At 47.8% G+C, this 24,043-nt stretch carries 16 protein-coding genes; 8 read left to right on the top strand and 8 right to left on the bottom strand.

What is annotated here, in order from left to right:
- Positions 1-13 precede the first annotated feature (13 nt).
- From argA to L1N97_RS05055, 4 genes are all read right to left on the bottom strand, one after another.
- On the bottom strand, positions 14-1,333 hold the full coding sequence (gene argA / locus L1N97_RS05070) for an amino-acid N-acetyltransferase (protein WP_236129018.1): 1,320 nt from the start codon (positions 1,331-1,333) through the stop codon (positions 14-16).
- A 139-nt stretch (positions 1,334-1,472) separates the two neighbouring features.
- Complete coding sequence (locus tag L1N97_RS05065; protein WP_236129017.1) at positions 1,473-2,624, bottom strand: glutathionylspermidine synthase family protein; 1,152 nt, start codon at positions 2,622-2,624, stop codon at positions 1,473-1,475.
- 1 nt (position 2,625) lies between these two features.
- Positions 2,626-3,243 carry a DUF1190 domain-containing protein gene (locus L1N97_RS05060; RefSeq protein WP_236129016.1) on the bottom strand — a complete coding sequence of 206 codons (618 nt, stop codon included), beginning with the start codon at positions 3,241-3,243 and terminating at the stop codon, positions 2,626-2,628.
- A gap of 10 nt (positions 3,244-3,253) precedes the next feature.
- Positions 3,254-3,667: a DUF350 domain-containing protein gene (locus L1N97_RS05055; RefSeq protein WP_229584634.1), complete on the bottom strand. Its 414-nt coding sequence runs from the start codon at positions 3,665-3,667 to the stop codon at positions 3,254-3,256.
- A gap of 203 nt (positions 3,668-3,870) precedes the next feature.
- Between L1N97_RS05055 and L1N97_RS05050 the strand changes: the two genes are divergently transcribed.
- Positions 3,871-5,931: a M13 family metallopeptidase gene (locus L1N97_RS05050; protein WP_236129015.1), complete on the top strand. Its 2,061-nt coding sequence runs from the start codon at positions 3,871-3,873 to the stop codon at positions 5,929-5,931.
- A gap of 110 nt (positions 5,932-6,041) precedes the next feature.
- Here the strand turns inward: L1N97_RS05050 and L1N97_RS05045 are convergent, their stop codons facing one another.
- Positions 6,042-6,617 carry a porin family protein gene (locus L1N97_RS05045; RefSeq protein WP_236129014.1) on the bottom strand — a complete coding sequence of 192 codons (576 nt, stop codon included), beginning with the start codon at positions 6,615-6,617 and terminating at the stop codon, positions 6,042-6,044.
- A gap of 244 nt (positions 6,618-6,861) precedes the next feature.
- On the opposite strand from L1N97_RS05045, the gene L1N97_RS05040 reads away from it, so the two are divergent.
- Positions 6,862-9,282, top strand: coding sequence for an alpha/beta hydrolase family protein (locus L1N97_RS05040; RefSeq protein ID WP_236129013.1), 2,421 nt, complete (start codon positions 6,862-6,864; stop codon positions 9,280-9,282).
- Positions 9,283-9,502: 220 nt separating this feature from the next.
- Here L1N97_RS05040 and L1N97_RS05035 read toward each other — a convergent pair whose 3' ends face one another.
- Both L1N97_RS05035 and L1N97_RS05030 read right to left on the bottom strand, forming a co-directional pair.
- Complete coding sequence (locus tag L1N97_RS05035) at positions 9,503-10,015, bottom strand: SixA phosphatase family protein (protein WP_236129012.1); 513 nt, start codon at positions 10,013-10,015, stop codon at positions 9,503-9,505.
- Positions 10,016-10,104: 89 nt separating this feature from the next.
- Positions 10,105-11,403, bottom strand: coding sequence for a cystathionine gamma-synthase family protein (locus L1N97_RS05030; protein WP_236129011.1), 1,299 nt, complete (start codon positions 11,401-11,403; stop codon positions 10,105-10,107).
- 376 nt (positions 11,404-11,779) lie between these two features.
- Here L1N97_RS05030 and L1N97_RS05025 point away from each other — a divergent pair, with 376 nt between their 5' ends.
- The 4 genes from L1N97_RS05025 to L1N97_RS05010 all read left to right on the top strand — a co-directional run bounded on the left by L1N97_RS05025 (position 11,780) and on the right by L1N97_RS05010 (position 16,977).
- Positions 11,780-13,213: an ATP-binding protein gene (locus L1N97_RS05025; protein ID WP_236129010.1), complete on the top strand. Its 1,434-nt coding sequence runs from the start codon at positions 11,780-11,782 to the stop codon at positions 13,211-13,213.
- Between the two features lie 9 nt (positions 13,214-13,222).
- A complete protein-coding gene (locus L1N97_RS05020; RefSeq protein ID WP_229584642.1) occupies positions 13,223-13,927 on the top strand; it encodes a response regulator in 705 nt (234 codons plus the stop codon).
- Positions 13,928-14,031: 104 nt separating this feature from the next.
- Positions 14,032-14,316, top strand: a complete 285-nt coding sequence (locus L1N97_RS05015) for an EF-hand domain-containing protein (protein WP_236129009.1) — start codon at positions 14,032-14,034, stop codon at positions 14,314-14,316.
- A 387-nt stretch (positions 14,317-14,703) separates the two neighbouring features.
- Positions 14,704-16,977, top strand: a complete 2,274-nt coding sequence (locus L1N97_RS05010) for a CHRD domain-containing protein (RefSeq protein WP_236129008.1) — start codon at positions 14,704-14,706, stop codon at positions 16,975-16,977.
- A gap of 74 nt (positions 16,978-17,051) precedes the next feature.
- Here L1N97_RS05010 and malQ read toward each other — a convergent pair whose 3' ends face one another.
- Positions 17,052-19,190, bottom strand: coding sequence for a 4-alpha-glucanotransferase (gene malQ / locus L1N97_RS05005; protein ID WP_236129007.1), 2,139 nt, complete (start codon positions 19,188-19,190; stop codon positions 17,052-17,054).
- 377 nt (positions 19,191-19,567) lie between these two features.
- On the opposite strand from malQ, the gene L1N97_RS05000 reads away from it, so the two are divergent.
- Together L1N97_RS05000 and L1N97_RS04995 are read left to right on the top strand one after the other, a co-directional pair.
- Entirely contained in the window at positions 19,568-22,276 is a 2,709-nt protein-coding gene (locus L1N97_RS05000; protein WP_236129006.1) for a TonB-dependent receptor, read from the top strand.
- 78 nt (positions 22,277-22,354) lie between these two features.
- Entirely contained in the window at positions 22,355-23,857 is a 1,503-nt protein-coding gene (locus L1N97_RS04995; protein ID WP_236129005.1) for a tryptophan halogenase family protein, read from the top strand.
- The last annotated feature ends 186 nt before the right edge of the window (positions 23,858-24,043 follow it).

Raw genomic sequence — 24,043 nt, 5'->3', positions numbered from 1 at the left:
TTGGCGTTGTGTTTTAAAAATCGAGCGCTAAAATTTTTGAGCGGCGCTGGTAATTATACAGCTGCTTTTTCTGGCTAGGTAAGTCATCGACAGTCACCAGCTGAAAGCCTTGCTCCAAAAACCAGTGAATGCTGCGCGTGGTTAAGGCAAATAACCTGTCATACTTGCGTTGCCGTGCTTGCTGGATCACGCTTTTTAACAAGATGCTGCCACGGTCGGCATCGCGATAATCAGGATGCACGGCTAAACAGGCAAACTCGCCCACGTTATCTTCAGGAAACGGATACAGCGCTGCACAACCAATCACTAAACCGTCACGTTCGATCAGAGTGAAATGTTCAATTTCCATTTCTAATTGCTCGCGTGAGCGGCGAACCAACAGGCCTTGCTGCTCTAACGGCCGGATTAAATCAAGGATCCCACCGATATCGCTGATCGCCGCGCGCCGCAGTTTCTCTGCGGATTCGGTAACCACTTGCGTACCGATACCATCACGTGAGAACAATTCTTGTAAGATTGAGCCATCTTCGTTGTAACAAACCAAGTGACAGCGCGGTACGCCCGCTCGACATGCCGTAATGGCGGCATTTAAAAAGGCTACCGTACCCACACACGCATCACTGTCTGCCGCTAATCGCTGCATAATTTCTTCCGCGCGGTTTGGCATTAATTCAGCGGTAATTTGTCCATCTTCGTCAGTAACGCCCCCAGCTTCGTTAAAGCCAATCATCTTATCGGCTTTTAAACGGATCGCGACCTGCGTGGCAATTTCTTCGGCGGTCAGATTAAAACTTTCCCCGGTGACAGACGCCGCAATCGGACCCATCAGTACGATACCGTTGTTGTCTAATTGCCGACGAATACCGTTGGTATCAATGCGTCTTACTTTACCACTGTGGAAATAATCGACGCCTTCGTCAACGCCTAGCGGCTGCGCAATCACGAAGTTACCACTCACCACGTTAATTTGTGCGCCTTGCATGGGCGTATTGCTCAAACTCATCGATAAGCGAGCGGTAATATCTAATTGTAAGGCACCGGCGACTTGCTTAATCAGTCGAAAGGATTCGTCGTCAGTGACGCGCACGCGATTATGGTATTGCGCTTCTAAGCCGGCTTGTTGCAAGGCCTGATTGATCTGCGGCCTAGCGCCATACACTAGAACGATTTTAATACCGAGGCTATTTAACAAGGCAATGTCGTTAACGATACTGCGGATACCCGATTGCATAATCGCTTCGCCACCGAGCATGATGACAAAAGTTTTACCGCGGTGGGCATTCACATAAGGGGCAGATTGGCGGAAACCGCTGACAAGTTCAGTAGTGCGCACGGGCGATGAAGATCCTTTGGTTAGCAATTAAGGTTAAGTCTGGCAGCTATTAGCATAAACTGCCAGACTTGAACGGAAATAACGCATGCAACATAGCATTAAAGTGACTTTATATCCACAATTAGTGAATAATTATTCTTTAATCTAGGATGATATGCGGTACAAAGCGAGAACTATCTTTAGTGATGAGGCTGTTATCCTCACGGATGCCAATACCTGCGGCCATATCACCGACCACCCAGCTGCCAATTAAGGTAAAGTGTTCACCAAAACGGGGTAAGGGGGCAAAGGCTTGTCGAATATAGCCATTATCGTTGTAAGGGCCGGGCTCAAACAAGCTTTGTCCATCCGGAGTGATCATTTCGATATTGGCACCTTCGCGCGAAAATAACGGTTTGCGTACCCAGCCGGGTGTTAATGGCTTTTTACCGTCATCAAAGAATGACGGTAATAAATTAGGATGGCCCTGATATTTTTGCCATAACAGCGGCAAGATACCTTTGTTAGATAACAAGGTTTTCCACAGCGGTTCTAAGAAACGCGTTTCTGTAGTCAGTAAGGTCGCGGCAAACTCTTCTTGCAGCATAAATTCCCACGGGTATAGCTTAAACAACCCTTGGATCGGGAAACCGGCTAAATCGACTAACTGACCATCAATATCACCCAGTTGCTCTAATTGAATATAGCGGCTGTCTAGGCCGCTTTGCAGTGCGATATCCATCAGATAATCGACGGTGCCTTTATCTTCGATGCTTTGCGTCACGCTACTAAAATAAAACGGTTGGGGTAAGGGTAATTCGGCAAAGGCTTGCTCTAACTTATCTTGCAAAGAGTTAAATTGATCGGCATGGGCGGGTAGCACACCCCGCATCTGCTGATCTTCTAGCCATACCCACTGGAAAAATCCCGTTTCATACAAGGACGTGGGGGTATCGTAATTTAACTCTAACAGTTTAGCAGGGCCTTGGCCGTTGTAAGCGAAATCGAGGCGACCGTATAAGTGGGGTTCAGCATTATTCCAGCTATCGCGCACCGCATCCCAAAAACGTTCAGGCACGGCAAGTTGCGTTAGCTGTTGCTCGCTCTGCAAAATGTCCGGGATCAGATCCAGCGCCATTTGATGCAGCTCTTCGGTTGGCGCTTCTAAGTCTTGCTCAATTTGCGCCAAGCTGAATTGATAATAAGCCGATTCATCCCAGTAGGCTTCGCCATCTATGGTATGAAAATCAAAGCCCACACTTTCAGCGAAATCTTGCCAACCCGGGCGCGGTGCAATGGGGATGCGTTTCATCTTAACCGCCGTAGCTGCTACTGCGCTGTGCGGCAGTAGCACGTTGCTGCGCTTGTGAGCCAAAGCCACCACGACGCGCTAAGCTGGCGGGTTTAGGCTGCACGGCTGATGGCCGAACCTGTGTTGGGCCAGATTGGCTTGCTACCGGTGCATTGCTTGCGGTGCGAAAAGTGCCGCGATCGTCCCGTGACTTGTACAACGGTTGTGTCGGCACACTGTTGCGCGCCGCTGCACTGCTTTGTTGTGGCGCTTGTGCACCCATACCACCGCGATTGAGCATTTGCCCGGCCATAAAACCCATCATCATGGGCATAAAAAAACTGCCTTGAGCGCTTTGTTGTTGCGGTGCGGTTTCGCAACTGCCCGTACCAAAGTCAGCCTCACACTCTTGTTTATTGGCATAACGAGGGGCCACTTGCGGATGCAACGCGGCGGCTTCTTCAAACGCGGCTTGGCATTGAGCCGGTGGATTATAAAAAGCGGCACACTCATCTGGCGTATTGTAAACCTGAGCTTCTACCGTTTTTTCTTGGCCACAGCCTTGCAGTAACAAGGTGGCAGCGGGCACCATAAAAATGAGCGCCGCTTTGCGGCTACGTTTACATGTGGTTTTTGGCATGGTCTGCTCCTTAGTAACTCATACAGGCGGCATTTAACATACCGACGCTGATTGAACAGCCTGCAGAAAAAATCCCTGCAGCGATATCGCCTTTGGTGATACGTTCTGGTAGTTGTTTTAAGGCCAACTGGCTAACAAAAAAGGTTAGCACTTGCACTAGCAAGGCCACAGCACCCCAGATGGCACAATCTAACAATGACAATGAATGGGTAATGGCGCTAGACAGTGGCAACGCAAAACCGATTAATGCGCCGGCAAAGGCCACTGCGGCGGCAGGATTATTCGCTCGAATTAAACCAAATTCATCGTGCGGTGTTACCCAGCTATATAAGCGAATAAACAGCAGCAAAGAAATAATGGCCAAAGCAAAGTAAGCCAAAAAAGAGGGTAAACCGGTTAATGAGCTTAACGCCGTATCTAACATAGCAAGGTCCTATTACCTAAATGATGCACTGATCCTGCGGAAATTTGCGGCGTAATTCAAGTAAAACCGTATCAAGGCAAAAACTACCGAAGTTTATCGCAGCCGGCAGGGCTAATATCCTGTTTACTGGACAGGCTTCGCTGGCTTTTTCTACACTCGGCAAGTCGTTTTAAAAACAATAAAACAAAAACCAAGGAACTATGATGAAAAAACTTTCTTTACTGGCGCTGGGCATTGCTGCCGCGTTGGGATTAGCGGCCTGTAGCAGTCAGCCGACCGTGGAACAAACCGCCCAAACACTGGCGATGCAAGAACAGAAAGCCGGTTTTGAGTTAAAAAACTTTGACCAAACGGTAGCGCCTCAGCAAGACTTTTTCCGTTTTGTTAATGGTAACTGGTTAAACAGCACCGAAATTCCAGGGGATCGTTCACGTTGGGGTAGCTTTGATGAACTGCGTGAAAATGCCGAAAAACAAGTGTTAGAGATTATCCGCGAGCTGGCGGCGGGTGAACATGCTAAAGGCTCTGATGCGCAAAAGATTGCTGATTTATACTCATCTTACTTAAATGAGCCATTAATTAACGTCTTGGGGTTAAATCCGTTGCGGGGCGACATTGTGCGTATTGAACAGTTACGCACACACCAAGATCTTGCCGAGTTATGGGGCGAGTTACAGCGTTACCGTTTTGGGACACCGGTGTCTGTTTATGTTGGTCAAGATCAACGTCAATCTGATCAATATATTACAGGTGCTAGTCAAGGGGGGTTAGGTTTACCTGATCGCGATTACTACCTCAAAGATGATGAGCGCTCTAAAAAACTGTTAAGCCAATATAGCGACTTTATTCAAACCCTGTGGCAGTTGGCCGGCTGGGATAATCCAGCGCAAGCTGCGGCGCAAATTATTGCGTTAGAAACGCAGCTTGCCGAAGCACAGTGGAGCCGTATTCAAAATCGTGATCGTAATGCCACTTATAACAAATACACTTTAGCCGAGTTACAACAAGTGGCGCCGGGCTTTGATTGGCCCCGTTTTATGGCCGCCGCCGAGCTGGATAAGGTGAATGAAGTCGTGGTACGTCAGCCCTCTTATTTTACGGCGTTCGCCAAAATGCAGGGTGATGTGCCAGTCGCACAGTGGCAAACCTATTTAAAGTTTCATTTGCTGCGCAGTAATGCCAGTAATTTAAGTGAGCCTTTTGTGCAAGCGAGCTTTGAATTTTACGGTAAAACACTCAGTGGTTTACAAGAGCAGCGCAGCCGAGAAAAACGTGCAGTGGGTGTGGTGGACAGCAGCTTAGGTTTTATGGTTGGTAAGCAATATGTCGATCGCTACTTCAAAGCAGAAGCCAAAGCGCGTATGGACGAGATGATCGAAAACCTACGAGGTTCGTTTAAGGTCGCCATTGCTGAGTTAGAATGGATGAGCGAACCGACTAAGGTGGAAGCGCAGGCTAAATTAGCCAAGTTTAATACGAAAATTGGTTATCCCGATGTTTGGCGCGATTATGACTGTTTAACAGTTGATGCCAATGATCTTATTGGCAATTTACGCCGCAGCAGCGAGTGTGAATACCAACGCATGGTGGCGCGTTTAGGTCAGCCAGTGAATCGTGATGAGTGGGGCATGACACCGCAAACCGTGAATGCCTACTACAGCTCTACCATGAATGAAATTGTTTTCCCTGCTGCCATTTTACAACCCCCGTTTTTTAATGTGGCTGCGGATGACGCCATTAACTATGGTGCCATTGGTGGTGTTATTGGCCATGAGTTTACACACGGTTTTGATGATCAAGGTCGCCGTTCTGATGGTGAGGGTAACCTGCGTGATTGGTGGACACCCAGCGACGCCGCGCAATTTAGCGAGCGCGCGCAGCGTATGATTGATCAATACAATGCGTTTAATCCCATTGATAACTTAACACTGCAAGGTGCTTTGGGTTTAGGTGAGAACATCGCGGACTTAGGCGGGCTAACCGTGGCCTATAAAGCGTACAAAGCGGCCACTAAAGATAAACCCCAGCAAACCATTGCCGGTTTTACCCCAGATCAGCGCTTTTTTATTGGTTGGGCGCAAGTGTGGCGTATTAAATTCCGTGATGAAGCATTGCGCCAGCAAGTGATCACTGGCCCGCATTCGCCAGGCATGTACCGTGTGTTAGGCGTACTGTCGAATATGCCAGAGTTTTACGAAGCCTTCGATATCAAGCCGGGTGATGGCATGTATCGGGAAGAAGATGTGCGCGTGAAAATTTGGTAATGATTTAACGAATGAAAGCCCATAGTAAGCTGCTAGGGGCTTTCTATGATCCGGTTTGCATGCTGCAATACGTGCTGTAGAGCAAACCGGCTTTTTAGTGAGCGCTGCAATTAAAACTGATAAATTACACCTAAGCTCAGGTTATGACTTTTTAGCTTGTAGCCAAAGCCACCGTCGTTAAACTTTTCACTTGGCATTTGTAAATATTCAACGGTCGCGGATAAGTTCTGAGTAAATTTTACCCCCGCACCCACACCCCAAGTTAAACCGTCTACTGTTTCTGAATCAGAGTAATAGAAATTGCCGTCGCGTTCTTTGTAAGTGAACTTACTGGCAGCATAACCGGCAACACCATACAGAGAAAATGCGTCGGTAATGGGTACGCTGCCTTTCATTAACACTGCGGTTTGTTGGCTTACGTCCAGCTTTTCGGAATAGCCGATATCTTGAAAGCTTTCACCGCTAACACCCTTACCTAAGCGTAATTCTGTGGCAAAAAAAGGTGTGAATTGATAACCCGCGATAGCGCTTAATACCGTAAAATCAAAATCATCGCTAAAACCAGCCGCAGATTCTTTCAAGGTGGTATTACTGATTTGGCCACCGATATAAAAAGGTGAGTCGGCGGCGAAAACGGGCGTCACTAAGCTGCTTGCCAGGGCAATGGCTAAAATTTTATTTAACATGGTCTTTCCTTGTGGGTTGTTATACGCCCTTACTATCGGATGCAACGCCTGAATATAATCTGAATGATTTTACATATATGGTTTATTTTAATAACATTTTTTATTCATCTGCCGTTCATAAAAATGATGAAGATTTAACGCTGTTTTGTGCATTTATCTCAGCTTTACCCTAGATGGTCGAAACGGACAGCAGCCTTTGCTAGAACATGCTAAAAAGAAGTTGATAAATTATTAGGAAAACAACATGAACAGCTTATTACGTACTCTGCTGCTAGGGGCTGCGCTTGCTTATGGCAGCTATGCACTGGCCACAGCCGTTGATATTAATTACCAACAACCTAGCCAAGAAATTATTGATATTGTCGATGCCGCACCGGCACCCAGTGCCAGTTTAAGCCCTGATGGGCGCACATTGCTAAGCACGGCTTTTCCTGCGTTACCCAGTATTGCCGATTTAGCCGCACCCGAGTACCGTTTGGCGGGCGTCCGTTTTAACCCGGCGAACAATGGTCCGGCGCAACCACGCTATGTCTCGTCGTTACAACTTATTGATTTAGCTAACCAGCAAAGCCGTGCAATCAGTGGTTTACCGAAAAACTTAAAAGCGGTGAATTTAAGCTGGTCGCCCGACAGTCGTTATTTCGCCTTTATTCAGTTAGATGACAGCATCGCGACCTTATGGCGGGTTGATATTGCTAAAGCGAAAGCCAGTCAGTGGAGTAAAACACCCATTAATGCGATCTGGGGTGGGGCTTTACAGTGGTCAGCTGATAGTAAAGCGATTTTCGCCAGCAGTGTGCCGGCAAAACGCGGTGTGGAGCCGCAAGCGAGTAAAGTACCGACTGGGCCGGTGGTAACCGAAGCGCGTGGTCGTACTGCGCCAGCGCGGACTTATCAAGATTTACTGAAAGATAAACATGATGAAGCCTTGTTTAGCCATTACTTCACTAGTCAATTAGTAAAAATTGGCCTCAATAATAAAGTAACTGCCATTGGCAAACCGCAGTTATTTCGCGGTATTGAAGTGTCTCCGGATAATAACTTTATTTTAGTCAATCGTTTAGAGCAGCCGTTTTCCTATGCTGTACCGGTATTTCGTTTTGGCTATACGGCCGAAGTATGGGATGCCACGGGTAAGTTAGTTTATAACGTGGTGCAGCAACCGGTGGCTGATAATTTACCCATTGCCTTTGATGCGGTACCCACCGGTCGGCGTGACATCGGCTGGCGTGCCGATCATGCGGCTACCCTCTATTGGGCGGAAGCGGCAGATGGCGGTGATCCGGCCAATACGGCCACAGTGCGCGATCAGTTATTCCAACTGCCTGCTCCCTTTACGCAACCCGCTGAAAAGCTTTTAGATTTAAGTTATCGCTTTGCTAATCTGCGCGCGGGCGCTGAGGGTAGCTTGATGGTGTCGGAGCGTTGGTGGCAAGATCGCAACGAAAAAGTGTGGTATTTAGCGCCAAAACAGCCTGCGCAATTAATGTGGGAGCGCTCATCTGAAGATCGTTATAACGATCCTGGTACACCGTTAATGACCACTGCTGCTAATGGCCAAAGTTTATTACGCATTGAAGATGGCGCGATTTATTTAACCGGCATTGGTGCCTCCACAGAAGGTAACCGACCATTTATTGATAAACGCCAACTGAGCAGTGGTGAAACCAGCCGCTTATGGCGCTCAGAAGCGCCTTTCTATGAATATCCTTACACGTTATTAGCGTCTGGCAAGTTATTAACCCAGCGCGAATCAAGCGATCTACCGCCTGACTTTTACCTGCGCGATCTGCAAAGTGGCGAGCTTAGCGCTTTAACCAAAACGCCGCATCCGATGCCGCATACTCAAGGTATTAGCCGCGAGTTAATTAATTATCAACGCGCCGATGGTGTGCCGATGTCTGCGACCTTGTTGTTGCCTGCTGGTTACGATAAAGCGCGAGATGGTGCATTACCTACAGTGATTTGGGCTTATCCACGCGAGTTTAGAAGTGCCGCCGCCGCAGGCCAGGTGAGTGATTCACCTTATCGTTTTAATCGCATCAGTTATTGGACGCCACAGTTTTTAGCAACGCAAGGTTATGCGGTGATGGACAATGCCACCATGCCAATCGTTGGTGAGGGCGAGCAAGAGCCAAATGATACCTTTATCAAGCAATTGGTCATGAACGCCGAAGCCGCGATTGCGGCCGGTGTACAGTTGGGCGTAACGGATGCTAATCGCGTAGCGGTAGGGGGGCATTCTTACGGTGCCTTTATGACTGCGAATTTGCTGGCGCACACCAACTTATTTAAAGCCGGTATTGCGCGTAGCGGTGCTTATAACCGCAGTTTAACGCCGTTTGGTTTTCAGCGTGAACAACGTACCTTATGGGATGATCCTGAGCTATACAGCCGGATGTCTCCGTTTTTCCATGCGCAAAAAATCAAAACACCGTTACTGATGATCCATGGCACAGACGATAACAACTCAGGCACTTTCCCGCTACAAAGTGAGCGTTTATACCAAGCCATCAAAGGTAATGGCGGCACCACACGTTTAGTGATGTTGCCTTTAGAATCTCACGGTTACCGTGCGCGCGAATCGATCTTACATATGCTGTGGGAAACGACGGCTTGGTTAGATGAGTTTGTGAAAAACGCCGAGCCCGCCAGCCAAAAATAACGGCTAAACGGCTGTATTTTATTAAGTTATAGTAAAACCGCTGGTAACCCAAGGCTACCGGCGGTTTTTGTTTTACAGGCTGAAAGAGTACAGTATTTGATGATTTTTTTGGAAAGAACACTGCAGGTAATTAATCCAAGTCATGCTAAACGCTAAACGCTAAACGCTAAACACTCAACACTCAACTAATCGCTATTAAGCAATGACGCTGTGTAATGTGTTAATCAGCGGCTGTAGCTGGCTGGCAACTAAACTGTTGCTTGCGCAGTAATACGGTCGGCTGCCCGCTTAAGTCGATTTGGTACAGCATGGCGTAATCTTGCTCCGTCAGCGGTGCAACGTCGATCTCACTGAACAGTTTGACTAAAGCCGGTACGGTGTTGCTGTGGCCAACGATTAATACCGTGTGGTTTGCACTACTCAGCTGTTGTTTTAACTGCTCAGGTGCGGCGGGATGGTAACTTGTTACGGTTAACTGCTGGCGCTTTGCCACCGCGGCGGCTGTTTGTTGCGTACGTTGATAGGGCGTGGCATAGACTGCTTGCAATGGGATGGCTTGGAAATACTCGGCCAGTGCCTCGGCTCTGGCTTGGCCACACGCCGAGAGTGTCGGATCGGCACCACTGAGTTTTTCGGCATGCCGCACCAGATATAAGGTCTGGGCATTGACTTGTGGCAGCCATAAGCAAAACATACTACTGCAGATGGCCAGAGCCTGAGATAACTTCAACATGAATAATCCCGCATTTAAAATCGTTGCTAGGTGCAACGCATCGAGGCTGCGCGGTCGGTGGCTGGTGATGCCCCGACCGCATGCTGTGGTTAGTTCGTACCAAAAGTGGCAGCAAACGCATGGTCTAAATCGGCAATTAAATCGTCTGGGTGTTCTAAGCCAATCGATAAGCGGATCAGCCCGTGGCTGATGCCAAAACGATCACGCAGCTCGGCTGGCACACCAGAGTGTGTGGTGCTGCCTGGGTGGCAAACTAAACTTTCGCTACCCCCGAGACTCACCGCCGATTTAAAAATCGACAGGTTATTAATTAAACGAAAGGCATCGGCTTTTGCTATGTCCATAACAAAAGAAAAGGTTGAGCTAGGGCCAGAGCACTGCCGTTGATATACCGCTTGATAAGCCGCATCGGTAATCAAGTCAGGATGCAACACTTTGGCCGGCTTGTAAGGGTTATGCGCCAGCCACTCTGCCACTTTACGACCACTGGCAGCAGCGCGTTCCATCCGAATACTTAAGGTTTCTAATGAGCGTGAAATCATCCAGCTGGTGTGTGGATCAAGGTTAAGGCCAATGGCACCGCGAATGGCCCGCACGGGGCGCAACATATCTCGACTACCACACACCGCACCGGCGACTAAATCGCTGTGGCCGCCCACATATTTGGTCAGTGAGTACATCGCCATATCAATGCCTTGTGGCACAGCTTGCTGAAAAACGGGGCCCATTAGCGTGTTATCACACACACTGATCGGCCGATGACCTGTTTCCGTTTTGATGATATCCAGTACGCGGTTTAAGGCGGCAAAATCGACTAAGGAATTGGTTGGGTTGGCTGGCGATTCTACAAACACCATCGCTAGGCGGCCTTTTTTCGCGGCCGCTCTTAGTGCGCTTAACATGCCCATTTCATCTAAGCCATGATGAAATTCCCCGGTATGAATATTAAACTCCGGCAAAAACTTACGGATCAAGGTTTCAGTGCCGCCATACAGTGGGGCGCTTTGCACGATCACATCACCCGGACGAAGATAAGCCAGCAAGATGGCGCTAATGGCGCCCATACCGCTGGAGCAAACCACCGCGCTTTCTGACCCTTCAAATAACGACAAACGATCTTCAATTATTTCGACATTAGGGTGGTTAAAACGGCTATAAATTAAGCCACCGACACTGCCTGCTGGAGCAGGCTTACGCCCCGCCATAATATGAAAAAACTCTTCGCCTTCTTCAGGCGTTTGGTAAGCAAAAGTCGAGGTTAAAAACACCGGTGGCTTAACAGAACCCTCGGAAAACTGTGGGTTATAACCATAAGACATCATCATGGTTTCGGGTTTTAAGGTATGTTCGCCAATTTTCTTTTTTTTGTAGTTGCCGTCGTTAGCCATGGTGGTTTCTCTTTTTATGATGTAGTAAGCGGCCGACCGTGAAGGTTTTATTGCACGATAAGTCAGCAGCGGCCTGCTGGGTAAAGGTTGCGCTAGCGCAAGGCTATGCTTTCTCGCGCAGTATTTGTGATACCTGCAGCGCGTCAATGAAGCTGCACTTTAGCAGTATCAATAAGGGTTTTACTAGCCAAGCGGCTTGAAAACCATCCGTCAAGCGTCAAGGCGTTGCCGGTTTAGTCAGCACAGCGCTGAAAGTGGGCTAGCAGGTATAGGGATAATGGTGCCGCCTAATGAAATAACGCATTAATGCACATTATTTGCATTATTTGCTGCTACTCTGCAATAAAGTTAGGCCCTAAATTAGCTTGTATTCGCCATGAAGATCCAAAATAAACTGTTATTAACACTGCTCGGTTTAAGCTTGTTCATTATTAGCAGCTTAGCAATGTTTGCCCAATGGAGTTTTGGGCAGGGGTTAATTAAATATGTGAACTCGAAAGAAAAAGAGCTATTGCAGCCCTTTGTTGAAGAACTACAGCAAAGTTATCAAAAGCAGCAAAGTTGGGAGCAATGGGCGGGGCAGCCACGCTATTTTTTTGATCGCGCCAGTTTTTACCTACAAGCTGAATTAAGCCCGCGAGGTTTTGCACAAAGGCAACGGCCGCAGTCAGGTCCTTACGAGCCCCGAGCTGGGCGGCCACCACCACCGCCGCCAGAGAAACGAGGGCCGGCTATAGCGCTGCTCGATAGTGCAGAGCAGTTAGTCGTTGGCAGTTATGATGCTAGCATCGATTATCATTATTTCCCTATTTTGCTGCAGCAACAGCAAATAGGCACCTTATTGGTTGCGAAAAAAGAGCAGTTATCGCAAGACTACGAATTTGAAATTTTGCAGCAACAGCAACATTACTGGTTGTGGGTGGGGCTGTTTTTATTTGTAGTTGTGGTGGTTATTTCGAACATGATCGCCCGACACTTTGTGCAACCGATTAAAAAAGTGGTCGAGGGGATGACGCAATTAACCCGTGGCAACTACGAACAGAAAATAGAGATTAACCGCAAGGATGAGTTGCAACTGCTGAGTCAGCATTTTAATACCCTGGCACAGCGCTTGTCGCAAACCGAAACACATCGTAAGCGTTGGTTAGCCACTGTTTCTCATGAACTGCGCACACCTATCGCGATTTTAAAAGGTGAAACAGAAGCCTTAATTGATGGTATTCGTCAGCCAGATTTAAAAAACTTACAAAGTATCCACAGCGAAGTTAATCAGCTCAGTAAGATGATTGATGATCTCTATGCGCTGACCAGTCAGCAAATTGAAGGGATCCCGGTAAAGCTGCAGCAACATGATTTATTAGCGTTTTTACAACAACATCAGTTGAAATATAGCCAGTACCTGCAAGACAACGCCATTCAATTACTGACCGATTGGCCAAGTGGCACACTCTGGCTGGCGTTTGATCCTGTGCGGCTGAATCAGCTTTTTGAGAATATTTTAACCAATTGTGTGAAATACGCTCAGGCAAGCCAATTCACCCTCAGTGTCCGTCAACACGATCAGCAGGTGTTGATCCAGCTGGCGGATAATGGCATTGGTATCGCCCCGCAGCATCATGCGCATATATTTGAGTATTTGTATCGTGCCGAAGAGCATCGGCATCGCAGTAACGGCGGTTTGGGGCTCGGCTTGGCGCTTTGTGCCCAAATTGTCCATCGTCATCACGGCGATATTTTTGCCAGTACTGCGGCGCAGGGGGGCTTAGCGATCAGTATCGTTTTACCCTTAAAATTACCCGAGAATAGTTAAGAGCAGGCGATGAGTAAAACCATATTAATTGTCGAAGACGAAAGCAAACTGGCGGCGTTATTAAACGACTATTTACAGCAGTCAGGTTTTAGCACGCATATTATTGGCGACGGTGCTTTAGTTGTCGCATGGATCCAAACGCATCAGCCCGCCGCCGTGTTACTGGATATTATGTTGCCACATAAAGACGGCATAGATATTTGCAAAGAAGTACGGCAGTTTTCTAATGTGCCTATTTTAATGTTAACGGCCAGAGTAGAAGAAATTGATCGGCTGATTGGTTTAGAGTTAGGTGCCGATGATTATATGTGCAAACCTTTTAGCCCGCGTGAAGTGGTCGCCAGAGTAAAAGCGGTGCTGCGCCGAGTTACGCCGCCAGAAACCACGCTACCTAGTACAGTGGCTAGCCCTGCGCTAGCTGCCAAGCCAGTTATTGAGCTGCTTCCAAAGCAATTTTGTATTTTAATCAATGGTCAGCGCTGTGCGCTAACCGCCGTCGAGTTTCAGTTATTGCATACCATGGCCGCGCACCCGCATCAGGTATTTAGCCGTAGCCAACTGATGGATGCGATCTATGCCGATTATCGCATCGTCAATGAACGAACCATTGACAGCCATATCAAAAAACTTCGCAAAAAGCTCGATGTTGCCTTACCGCACACCACTTTGGTCGAGTCGGTATATGGCGTCGGCTATAAATATGTTTTTCAGTAAACCCGGCAAAGTTGTCGATAAGCTTCTAATTTGCACAATGATTCCATATTGTTTGCTTGGTTATTCATTATGCTGGGTGTTCATTCATTAACGAGTCACACATCATGCATAAAACGACAGCCCTTAGTGTATTTATAACTTTCGCTTTGTTAAGCAGCAGCGTGGTTGCACAACAAGAAAAAGCTGAAAAACGGCCCAAACCCCGCCCAGAATTTAGCAGCTTAGATAGCAACGGTGACAACCTGTTGCAATGGGACGAGTTCTCAAGCATTAGCCTGCCGCACGGCAGTGTTGAAGAGGTATTTCAAAGTATGGATACCGATCAAGACGGCGTGGTGTCAGCAGAAGAATATGCGGCGCATAAACCCCCTCGCAAAAAACCTAAATAAGGATTAACGGGTTTTCATTATAAGCCATCTTGTTAAAGGTTGGCTGTCGCTATAAACCTAATGCTGACAGCCAAGCCGATTTCAGTAAAGTCAAAATGCTGAAGCATTATGACGCGCCTGTTTCATGTTTATCCCTGATTTTTTGTTGCGCAGCTTAAGTGCTGAGCTGAATAATTTTTTAATGGCAAGTGATGCCTTAAGGGCTTGCCGCCCTTAGCCTGTAGCCGATTAATTAAGGATTAGGCAAACTTTGCGCTTAAATAATAACCACAATTAACGATCCTTTTTCGCCTTCCTTACGTTACACCATGTGCAACCTTAGATGTATAGAGATTCCCTCTTGCCAAACACGGCGTGTTTTGGCTTATAACGGTTAAGGATCCACATATGAAAAAGCTGATTTGTTTCAGTGTCATTGGGTTACTGCTAATGGGCTGTAATGATAACGACAATGATAAAGTCGAAGTCCCACCACCACCGGTATTCACCGTATCACAAACCTTGAATGCCGCACTTTCTGGCGATCAACAAGTGCCACGCACGCCGTCTACCGCAACGGCATCGGGTATCGTTGAAATTGATGAAAACCTGATGCAAGTCAGAGCATCGATAAACTTAACCAATGTCGCCAATGTGCAAGCTGTGCATATTCATGATGGTGATTTGGGTTTAAATGGGCCCGTCGCGTTCAGTTTCACCGATGGTAATAATGATGGGATATATCAATTAGCAGAGACCACCATTTCTGCAGATTTAATGACGGATCTGAAAGATGGCGATTGGTATATTAACGTGCATACCAGCGCTTACCCAGATGGCGAAATACGCGGTCAAATAGTTAATGATCAGACGGTTATTGTCACTTTCCCCTTGTCTGGTATGCAGCAAGTACCGGCAGTTGCATCAGCAGGTATGGGCTATGCTTATGCTGCTGTTGACCAAACCGATTTTGAAGTCAATCTGACGGTACGCACCTCGGGCGTAGCAGATGCGACTATGGCGCACATCCATACAGGCCGCATTGGCATGAATGGTGGGGTGTTAGCGGCGTTAGCGCAATTATCGGATGATCCGAATGTTTGGGTGCTGGCTGATAACACATTATTGGATGCGCCAACCTTTGCTGTTTTAGCCAGCGGTGGGCATTACGTTAATGTGCATACGCCAGCTAATCCAAGTGGTGAATTACGTGGTCAAATTCTGACCGATGACTTTGTTCTGGCGACCTTTCCGTTAAGCGGAGCACAAGAAGTGCCCGCAGTAGCAACCCAAGCTTCGGGTAATGGTTATGCGCTGGTTAATACCACGAATTATGCTGTAGAAGTGGTCGCTGTTACTTCTGGCGTCAATGATGCGACGATGGCACATATTCATACCGGTCGTGTTGGTAATAACGGCAGTGTATTAGTTGCTTTAGAGCAAGCTGATGGTGAAGTGGGCGTTTGGGTTACGCCTGAGAACACCGCAATTAATGCTGAAATTTTTGCCGTGCTCGCCTCAGGCGGTCATTATGTCAATGTGCATACACCGGCGAATCCGAGTGGTGAGTTACGCGGTCAAATTTTAACCGACAATTTTGCTTTGGCTACGTTTAAACTCAGTGGCGCACAAGAAGTACCGCGTGTAACTACCACTGCTTCGGGCGATGGTTATGCGTTAGTCAATACCACAGATTACAGTGTGGAAGTGGTTGCGGTAACACAAGGTGTTAATGACGCGACTATGGCGCATATTCATACTGGCCGCGTGGGTAATAACGGCCCAGTGTTAGTGGCGCTTGAGCAAGACCAAACTAACTTAGGTAAGTGGTCTACGCCTGCTGAAACCGAGATCAATGCGGATATCTTTGCGGTACTGGCCTCAGGTGGGCACTATGTCAATGTGCACACGCCGGCTAATCCTGGTGGCGAATTACGTGGGCAAATCTTAACAGATAATTTTGTATTAGCGACGTTTAACCTCAGCGGTGCACAAGAAGTGCCAGCGGTAACCACAACGGCAACGGGTCAGGGTTATGCTTTAGTGAATACGAGCAACTTTAATCTAGAGTTGGTTGCTTTAACCCAAGGCGCAGATGCAGCCACTATGGCGCACATTCATACTGGTCGCATTGGTCAAAATGGCAGTGTTTTGGTTGCACTGGAGCGTGCAACAGATAATGCAGGTAAATGGTCTACGCCAGCGGATACGGTGATAAACGCAGAAATATTGGCGGTGTTAGCAGATGGCGGACATTACGTGAATATTCATACGCCAACCAACCCAGGTGGTGAATTGCGTGGTCAAATCATTCGGGCTAGCGATTATGCTTTAGTCACGTTTCCGCTGTCTGGTGCGCAAGAAGTACCTGCAGTGACAACGATGGCGCGAGGTGATGGTTATGCCTTAGTGCGGTTACAAGACTTTAATGTGGAATTACAAGTGCTGACGAGCGGTGTCGCGGATGCCACCATGGCGCACATTCATACAGGTGTTAGAGGGAGTAATGGTCCGGTTCTTGTTGCGCTTGAGCAAAATACCGCGGATGTGAATCGTTGGCAGACAAGCGCCGGTACTAACCTGAATGCAGCGATTTTTGCTGTATTGGCGTCGGGTGGTCACTATGTCAACATTCATACCCCAGCTTTCCCAAGTGGCGAGATCCGTGGTCAAATTGAATAAGTAGGCTTAACAAGTCACGTGACGTTTAAGCATAAAAGCACCCGATGGCAAGTAAGCTATCGGGTGCTTTCGTTTTAGGCGCGTGCCTGTTTGATTTTGAGTAATAATTGCTGGACATCCGCTTGCGCTAAAATATCTTCAATATTGCTTGGTAATTTACGACGCCAATTGGGGTATTCGGTGCTGGTGCCCGGAATATTAACCGGTGTATCCAGCAACACTAAATCTTCTAACTGATAGGCAAATAGCTGCGCCGGTGTGGCAGCCGCATACAAATGACACGCCGTTACTAAGGCGGCGGCATCGGGCTCATGTAACTGCAGTTGCTGCTGTAACAGCTGTTTTTCATCTTTACGCAGTTGCTGCAAATTAGCGGCCACCTCAGCGCTTGGAAATAAATCCAGTTTATGCCGCAGCGCTAAATCATGCTCTTGCCAATAGCCAATCAGCGTCGGCATATCATGTGTTGTCACGGTGGCGAGTGCCCGAGCCGGATAAGTTTGATCACGATAATCATAGCTGCCGTGTTTTTGTTCTAACATAAACACGCGATATGACAACACCTGATAGCGCTGCATCAATTCACTGATGGCAACTGGCACTGTGCCTAAGTCTTCGCCGATAACCACACAATGATTACGCTGGCTTTCTAATGCGAGTATGGCAAAAAGCGCCGTGGCGGGCATGCCAATATAGGCGCCTGCGGTAGCATCCGCGCCTAAGGGACAGCACCACAAACGCAGCAGTGCCATCACATGATCAAGACGCAAGGCGCCAGCATGACGCATATTGGCGCGGATCAATTCAATAAATGGCTGATAGGCTTTTTGACGTAAGGTGTGTGGGTTATAAGCCAGTAAACCCCAGTTTTGGCCTTTCGGGGCCATAATATCCGGTGGTGCACCCACACTTAAATCCAGTAAGAAATCTTCGGGCGCGGCCCAGCTTTCGGCACTGCTGCGACTAGTGCCTACCGCGACATCACAATACAAACCAATGGCCATACCTTGCTTTTGACACTCAGCTTTCACTTCGGCCAATTGCTGTTGAGCTAACCATTGTAAATACAATTGCTGATGAATTTGCTCTGCATGCTCTTGGGCAAACTGTTGTACCGCCGCGCTTTGCGGATTTTGATATTCCGGTGGAAAGTTTTGCCAAGCCGCCATCGCGTGATCTTGCCAAAACAGCGTACCTTGTAGCACTTTGAATAGCGCAGTTTGTTTTAACGATGCGCCGCCTTGCTGCACAAATTGCTGAAACGCTTGTGCTCGCGCGCTCTGTTTGGCCAACTCTTGGGTTTTAAAGGTCTGGTAAAGCAATTTAGCCACAGGGGCTTTTAATGCCGCAACTTGGGCATAATCAACATCACTGGCGGCACGACAGGCGGCCAATTGTTGCTGAAACTCCGCTGACGCCACTAGCTGTTGGGCAGCGCGACAGTGTTGAAACTCGGCGCTGTGTTCAAGCGCAACGTACTGCGTATTGAGCCACAAGCGGCTGTTCGGGCTATAAGGGCTGCAATCTTGCGGCAACATAGGGTAAAGCGCATGCAATGGATTTAAACCAATAAAGTCGTTACCCAGTGCCGCTAACGGCGCCACCATGTTTTTAAGATCAAGGAAATCGCCGATACCCCAATTGCGGGCCGAGCGAATGGCGTATAACTGAATAGCCGGGCCCATCGTTTTATGTAAGATGGCACTGTCATGTAATTGAAAACAGCGGCTTGGCGCGACAATCACCTGCTGCTGCCAGTGATAATGACCATCGCTTAATTGTAATTGATGATAGCCCAGTGGCAAATCGTCAGGTAATTGCAGCATAAAGGCCAGCATTTTTTGCTCGGCTAAAACGGCTTGTTCAATAATATCTTTGGGTTGCAGACTAATTTCGCCTTGTCGTAATTCACCCTCTTCTAAGGTAAGTTGCCATTGCCACAAGCTGCTAGCGTACTGTGCAGCGAGTTGGAGTCTGACTTGTAGCGGCTGGCCTTGGGTGACCACCGTAACCGGCGCTATGGGCTCTTGCCAGCGTGATGCGATAGCTTGCTGAACTTGCTCGGCAATAACCTGTTCGTTTGAAAGGTTAAAACCCATGGCATTTAAGATGGCCTGTTGCACCTCTGGCGCAATGGTCACTGGGTGACCATTGGCATGCACATAGCTTTGTTGCAAACCGGCAAGATCGGCTAGCTGTTGAAGTTGTTCCATAAAGCACCTGTTAGTCTGGTGTAGATATTACCCTCACAAGCATAAACAGCTCCCTGACATTAGGGAACATGCTGCATACGTATGCAGTTCATTTTGGTGCAAACTTCTGCTTAATAACGATGTTTTATGCGTGGCGTGCTGTTTTTTTCAAGAAAAAACAAAGTTCTACCAATGTTAGCTTTGTGCGTTCAAGGTGCAGGCTTATCTCGCGATGCACAGCATTTGGGCATAATTTTGCTTATGAATACGTATTCATCTTGAGTGAACGACAGAATAAGTTTAATAAATGAGCATGGCGAAACCGAGACTGATTAATTACAGGCAGGCTTACGGATTTCGCAGCAATAAAACAACAACAGACCGGGGAAGGTAGGGTTATGAATAAATTTAAACTCAGTATGCTGACATTGGCGTTAGCGGCAGCGGGTAGCAGCTCAATGGCGTTGGCACAAGAAGCGACAGACGCACAAGCCGCTCAAGCGCAAGAAGAAGCGATTGAAGTGATTTCAGTACGTGGTTTTCGCCGCAGCTTGCAAGAGTCTCAGAACATTAAGATGTTCAATAGTTCAATTGTAGAAGCGGTTTCTGCAGAAGACATTGGTAAGTTACCTGACGTCAGTATTGCTGAATCATTAGCTCGCTTACCCGGTTTAACGGCACAGCGTTTAAATGGTCGCAGCCAGGTCATCAGTATCCGTGGTTTAGCACCCGATTTCTCTACCGCGTTATTAAATGGCCGTGAGCAAGTCAGCTCAGGCGACAACCGCGGCGTCGAGTTCGACCAGTATCCATCTGAATTACTCAGTGGCGTGGTCGTTTATAAAACGCCAGACGCGGCTTTGCTGGGCCAAGGTTTAGCTGGTACGGCGGATATGCGTTTGGTTAGCCCATTAACACACGGTGAAACCACGGTAGTGGTGAACGCGCGTTACGAATGGAGCCAAATTGATGCCTTAAATGCCGGTGCCGATGACACGGGTAAACGTTTTAGCATCTCTTATATTGACCAATTTGCCGATAACACCATTGGCGTGGCCTTAGGTTATGCCAACATGTCTAACCCAGTGCAAATCGAGCGGTTTGAAGCATGGGGTTATGCTGATACAGCGGATGGCAATAAAGTGATCGGCGGCGGCAAAGTGTATGCAAACTCTAACTTATTAGAGCGCGACGGTTTTATCGGCGTGTTAGAATACAAGCCCAGCGATAAATTCAGCAGCACTCTCGATTTCTATTATTCACAGTTTGATGAAACGCAGCGCACCAGCTTTATTGAGTTACCCTTATTTTGGGGTGGCGCACCACTGGTTAATGCAACGGTTGAAGACGGTTTAGTGACCTCAGGTGGCTACACTGGCGTAAAAGGCATTGTGCGTAACCACGGCAACTACCGCGAAAGTGAATTATTCTCGCTGGGTTGGAAAAACGAGTTCAAGTTATCTGATCGTTGGGATGCTACGTTAGATATTAGTCACTCATCCTTAGACCGTACCGATTTAATTTTAGAATCAGATGCCGGTACTGGCCCTGCTGGATCAGGCGCTTTAGATAACTTATCTTTCGCCATGGGCCCGAATGGCCCGGTGTTTAACACTACGCTTAACTATGCGGATCCCAGCTTAATTTTATTAACCAGCCCGCAAGGTTGGGGTGGCGATATTATCCCTGGCGGACAGTTAGGTTATTTCAACTCACCTGGTATTACCGATGATTTGAATCAGCTGCGCTTTAGTGCACAAACCATGCTAGAGAGTGAGAACTTCGATTCATTAGAAGTGGGCATTAACTACAGCAACCGTGAAAAAGACAAGCAAGCTAACGAGTTCTTCCTGGCATTACCTAATGGCGCCTTATCTGCGCCGATCCCGAACGTAGCCGGCACCACCAGCCTAGCGGCTTTTGGTATTCCAGGTATGGTGAGCTACGATCCGCGAGAGTTGATTGATACCGGTGCGCTCGTCAAAGTGCGTAACCCGAATGCTGACGTTTTGATTAAAGACTGGAACGTAGAAGAAGACGTGATCACCGGTTATATCAAAGTGGGTATTAACAGCCGTATTGGTGAAATCCCCGTCACCGGTAATGTGGGTACGCAATTAGTGCACACTGACCAATCTTCTTTTGCGTTAGCGGCGTCAGGCTCAGGTATTAACGTGTCGTCTTTCCGTTTAGACGGTGGTGACAAATACTGGGAAGTGCTGCCAAGCTTAAACCTGAATTTTGAAGTAGGTATGGCGAAATATGTCCGTGTTGGTTTAGCGCGGACTATGGCACGGGCGCGGATGGATCAGATGCGGGCGAGCCAAGATTTCGGCTTTAACCCTGCACTGAATAACGCACAAGCAACGCCAGAGCAAAACTCTCCTTGGAGCGCCGGTGGTGGTAACCCCGCCTTACGCCCATGGATTGCTAATTCACTGGATGTTTCTTACGAGCAGTATTTCGACAACAGTAATGGTTATGTGGCCATTGCAGCGTTCTACAAAGATTTAGAAAGCTACATCTATGATCAGCGCGTGATCCAAGATTTTACCGGTTTCCCATCAGGTGGCGAAGTGCCAGTGATTAACCAAGGTATTGCGACGACACCACAAAATGGTGAAGGCGGTCGGATCAACGGTTTAGAATTTACCTTATCGGCTAGTGGCGGCATGTTAACGCCAGCGTTAGATAACTTCGGTGCGGTATTAACCGGTTCTTGGACAGACAGTAATATCAAAGCGAATCCTGATGATCCTGCTACGCCGTTACCCGGTTTATCAGAGAAAGTGGCTAACTTAACGTTCTACTACGAAAACGAAGGCTTCTCTGCGCGGATCAGCAGCCGTTACCGTTCAGACTTCTTAGGTGAAATCTCTGGCTTTGGTAATGGCCGTAACTTACGTATGATTGAAGCAGAAACCGTAGTGGACGCTCAGCTAAGCTACAGCTTCTCGGGTGACTATGAAGGTCTGACCTTGCTACTGCAAGCGAACAACATTACCGATGAACCTTTTGTGCGGGTTGAAGGTGATGACACGCGTCGCGTGATTGAGTATCAGCGCTACGGTCGCTCATTTATGGCCGGTGTGTCATATAAGTTTTAATAAAGTCTAACTGACTAAGCCGCCCCTGCTGTTATCATCGATAACCAGGGGCTTTTTTATCATGGAGACAACAGACGGATGATGCAGCAACGCGCGATTAAAAAAGTATTAATTGTTGGCGGTGGTACAGCAGGCTGGATGACGGCCGCTATGCTGGCAAGGTTTATGGGCCAACAAGTACAAATCCAACTTATTGAATCTGATGCTATTGCCACTGTTGGTGTGGGCGAAGCAACCATTCCGGCCATTCAACACTTCAATGCGGCGCTCGGTATTAACGAAGCCGAGTTTTTGCAAGCCACCAAAGGCACCATCAAATTAGGCATTCAATTTGAGAATTGGGGCAAGCCGGGCGACAGTTACATGCATGCCTTTGGTCCTATTGGCAAACCCTTGGGTTTTACCTCGTTTCATCATTTTTGGTTGGCGGCACGGGCTCGCGGTGATAGCCGCAGTTTTTGGGAGTTTTCATTAAATTATCAGGCCGCGCGTGCCGGTAAATATCAGCCTTTAGCGCAAATTCCGAATACACCCTTACAAGGTTTAGTGCATGCCTATCATTTTGACGCCGGTTTATATGCCGCTTTTTTACGCCGATACAGTGAGCGTTTAGGCGTTAGCCGCACCGAAGGCACTATCGCTGCGGTAACCCAGCATCCTTCTGAGGCGATTGCAGAGGTGGTATTAACCGATGGCCAAAAGTTGGCAGCCGATTTATTTATTGATTGTTCGGGCAGTCGCGCTTTATTAATTGGGCAGCAATTAGCCGTAGGCTATGAAGATTGGCAACACTGGTTGCCTTGTGACAGCGCTTTAGCCGTGCCGTCGGCCGCAACACAACCTATTTTACCGTACACGCGTGCTATCGCCCGAGATGCCGGTTGGCAATGGCGTATTCCGTTACAGCATCGAACCGGTAATGGCTTGGTGTACAGCAGCCAATTTTTAAGCGATGAACAAGCACAGCACACCTTAATGCATCATTTAGATGCACCGGCCTTAGCCGATCCGCGCAAAATTAGCTTTGTAACGGGCCGGCGTAAACAGCAATGGCAGCACAACTGTGTGGCGATTGGCTTATCAAGTGGCTTTCTCGAACCGTTAGAATCGACCAGTATTCATCTGATCCAAAGTGCCATAGTGCGTTTAGTACAGTGCTTTCCTACTTCGCTGGATATGGCTAAATTACGCCAAGAATATAATCGGCAATCCGCTGAGGAATACTGTGCTATCCGTGATTTTATTATTCTGCATTATCATTTAAATCAGCGCACTGATCAGGGCTTGTGGCAATATTGTCAGCAAATGACCTTGCCTGATTCGCTGGCGCAACGTATAGCGCTGTTTGCTGAAAATGCTGCGGTGTTTCGTCAACAAGATGAGTTATTTACCGAAGTAGCTTGGCAGCAAGTGATGCTAGGGCAACATGTATTACCTAAGCACTATCATCCCTTGGCGGAGAGTTTGTCAGCTGGGCAGTTAACCGGCTTTTTAGATGATATCCAGTTAATTATGCAGCGCACCGCAGCCCAATTACCTAGTCACCAACAATTTTTGCAGCAAAGCGCGGCCCAGCAGTAAAGGCTAAACGTTTATGCTGACAGCGTGCTGTTAAAAGAACGTGCAACAAAACCGCGCTGAGGAAGAGACACTAATGTTGGATGGGTAATGCCACCAAAATAAGTGAAACCACCGTACTGGCAGTAGACGACATACCGTCTGTATGTTGTTTACTGCAATTAAATACAGCGTAAAAGCGGCGAAAAC

Source organism: Rheinheimera sp. UJ63, assembly GCF_021568285.1.
GTDB classification, from domain to species: Bacteria; Pseudomonadota; Gammaproteobacteria; order Enterobacterales; family Alteromonadaceae; genus Alishewanella; species Alishewanella maricola.
Note: the sequence above shows the minus strand (reverse complement) of the source record. Positions and strands in the feature narration are given on the sequence as shown.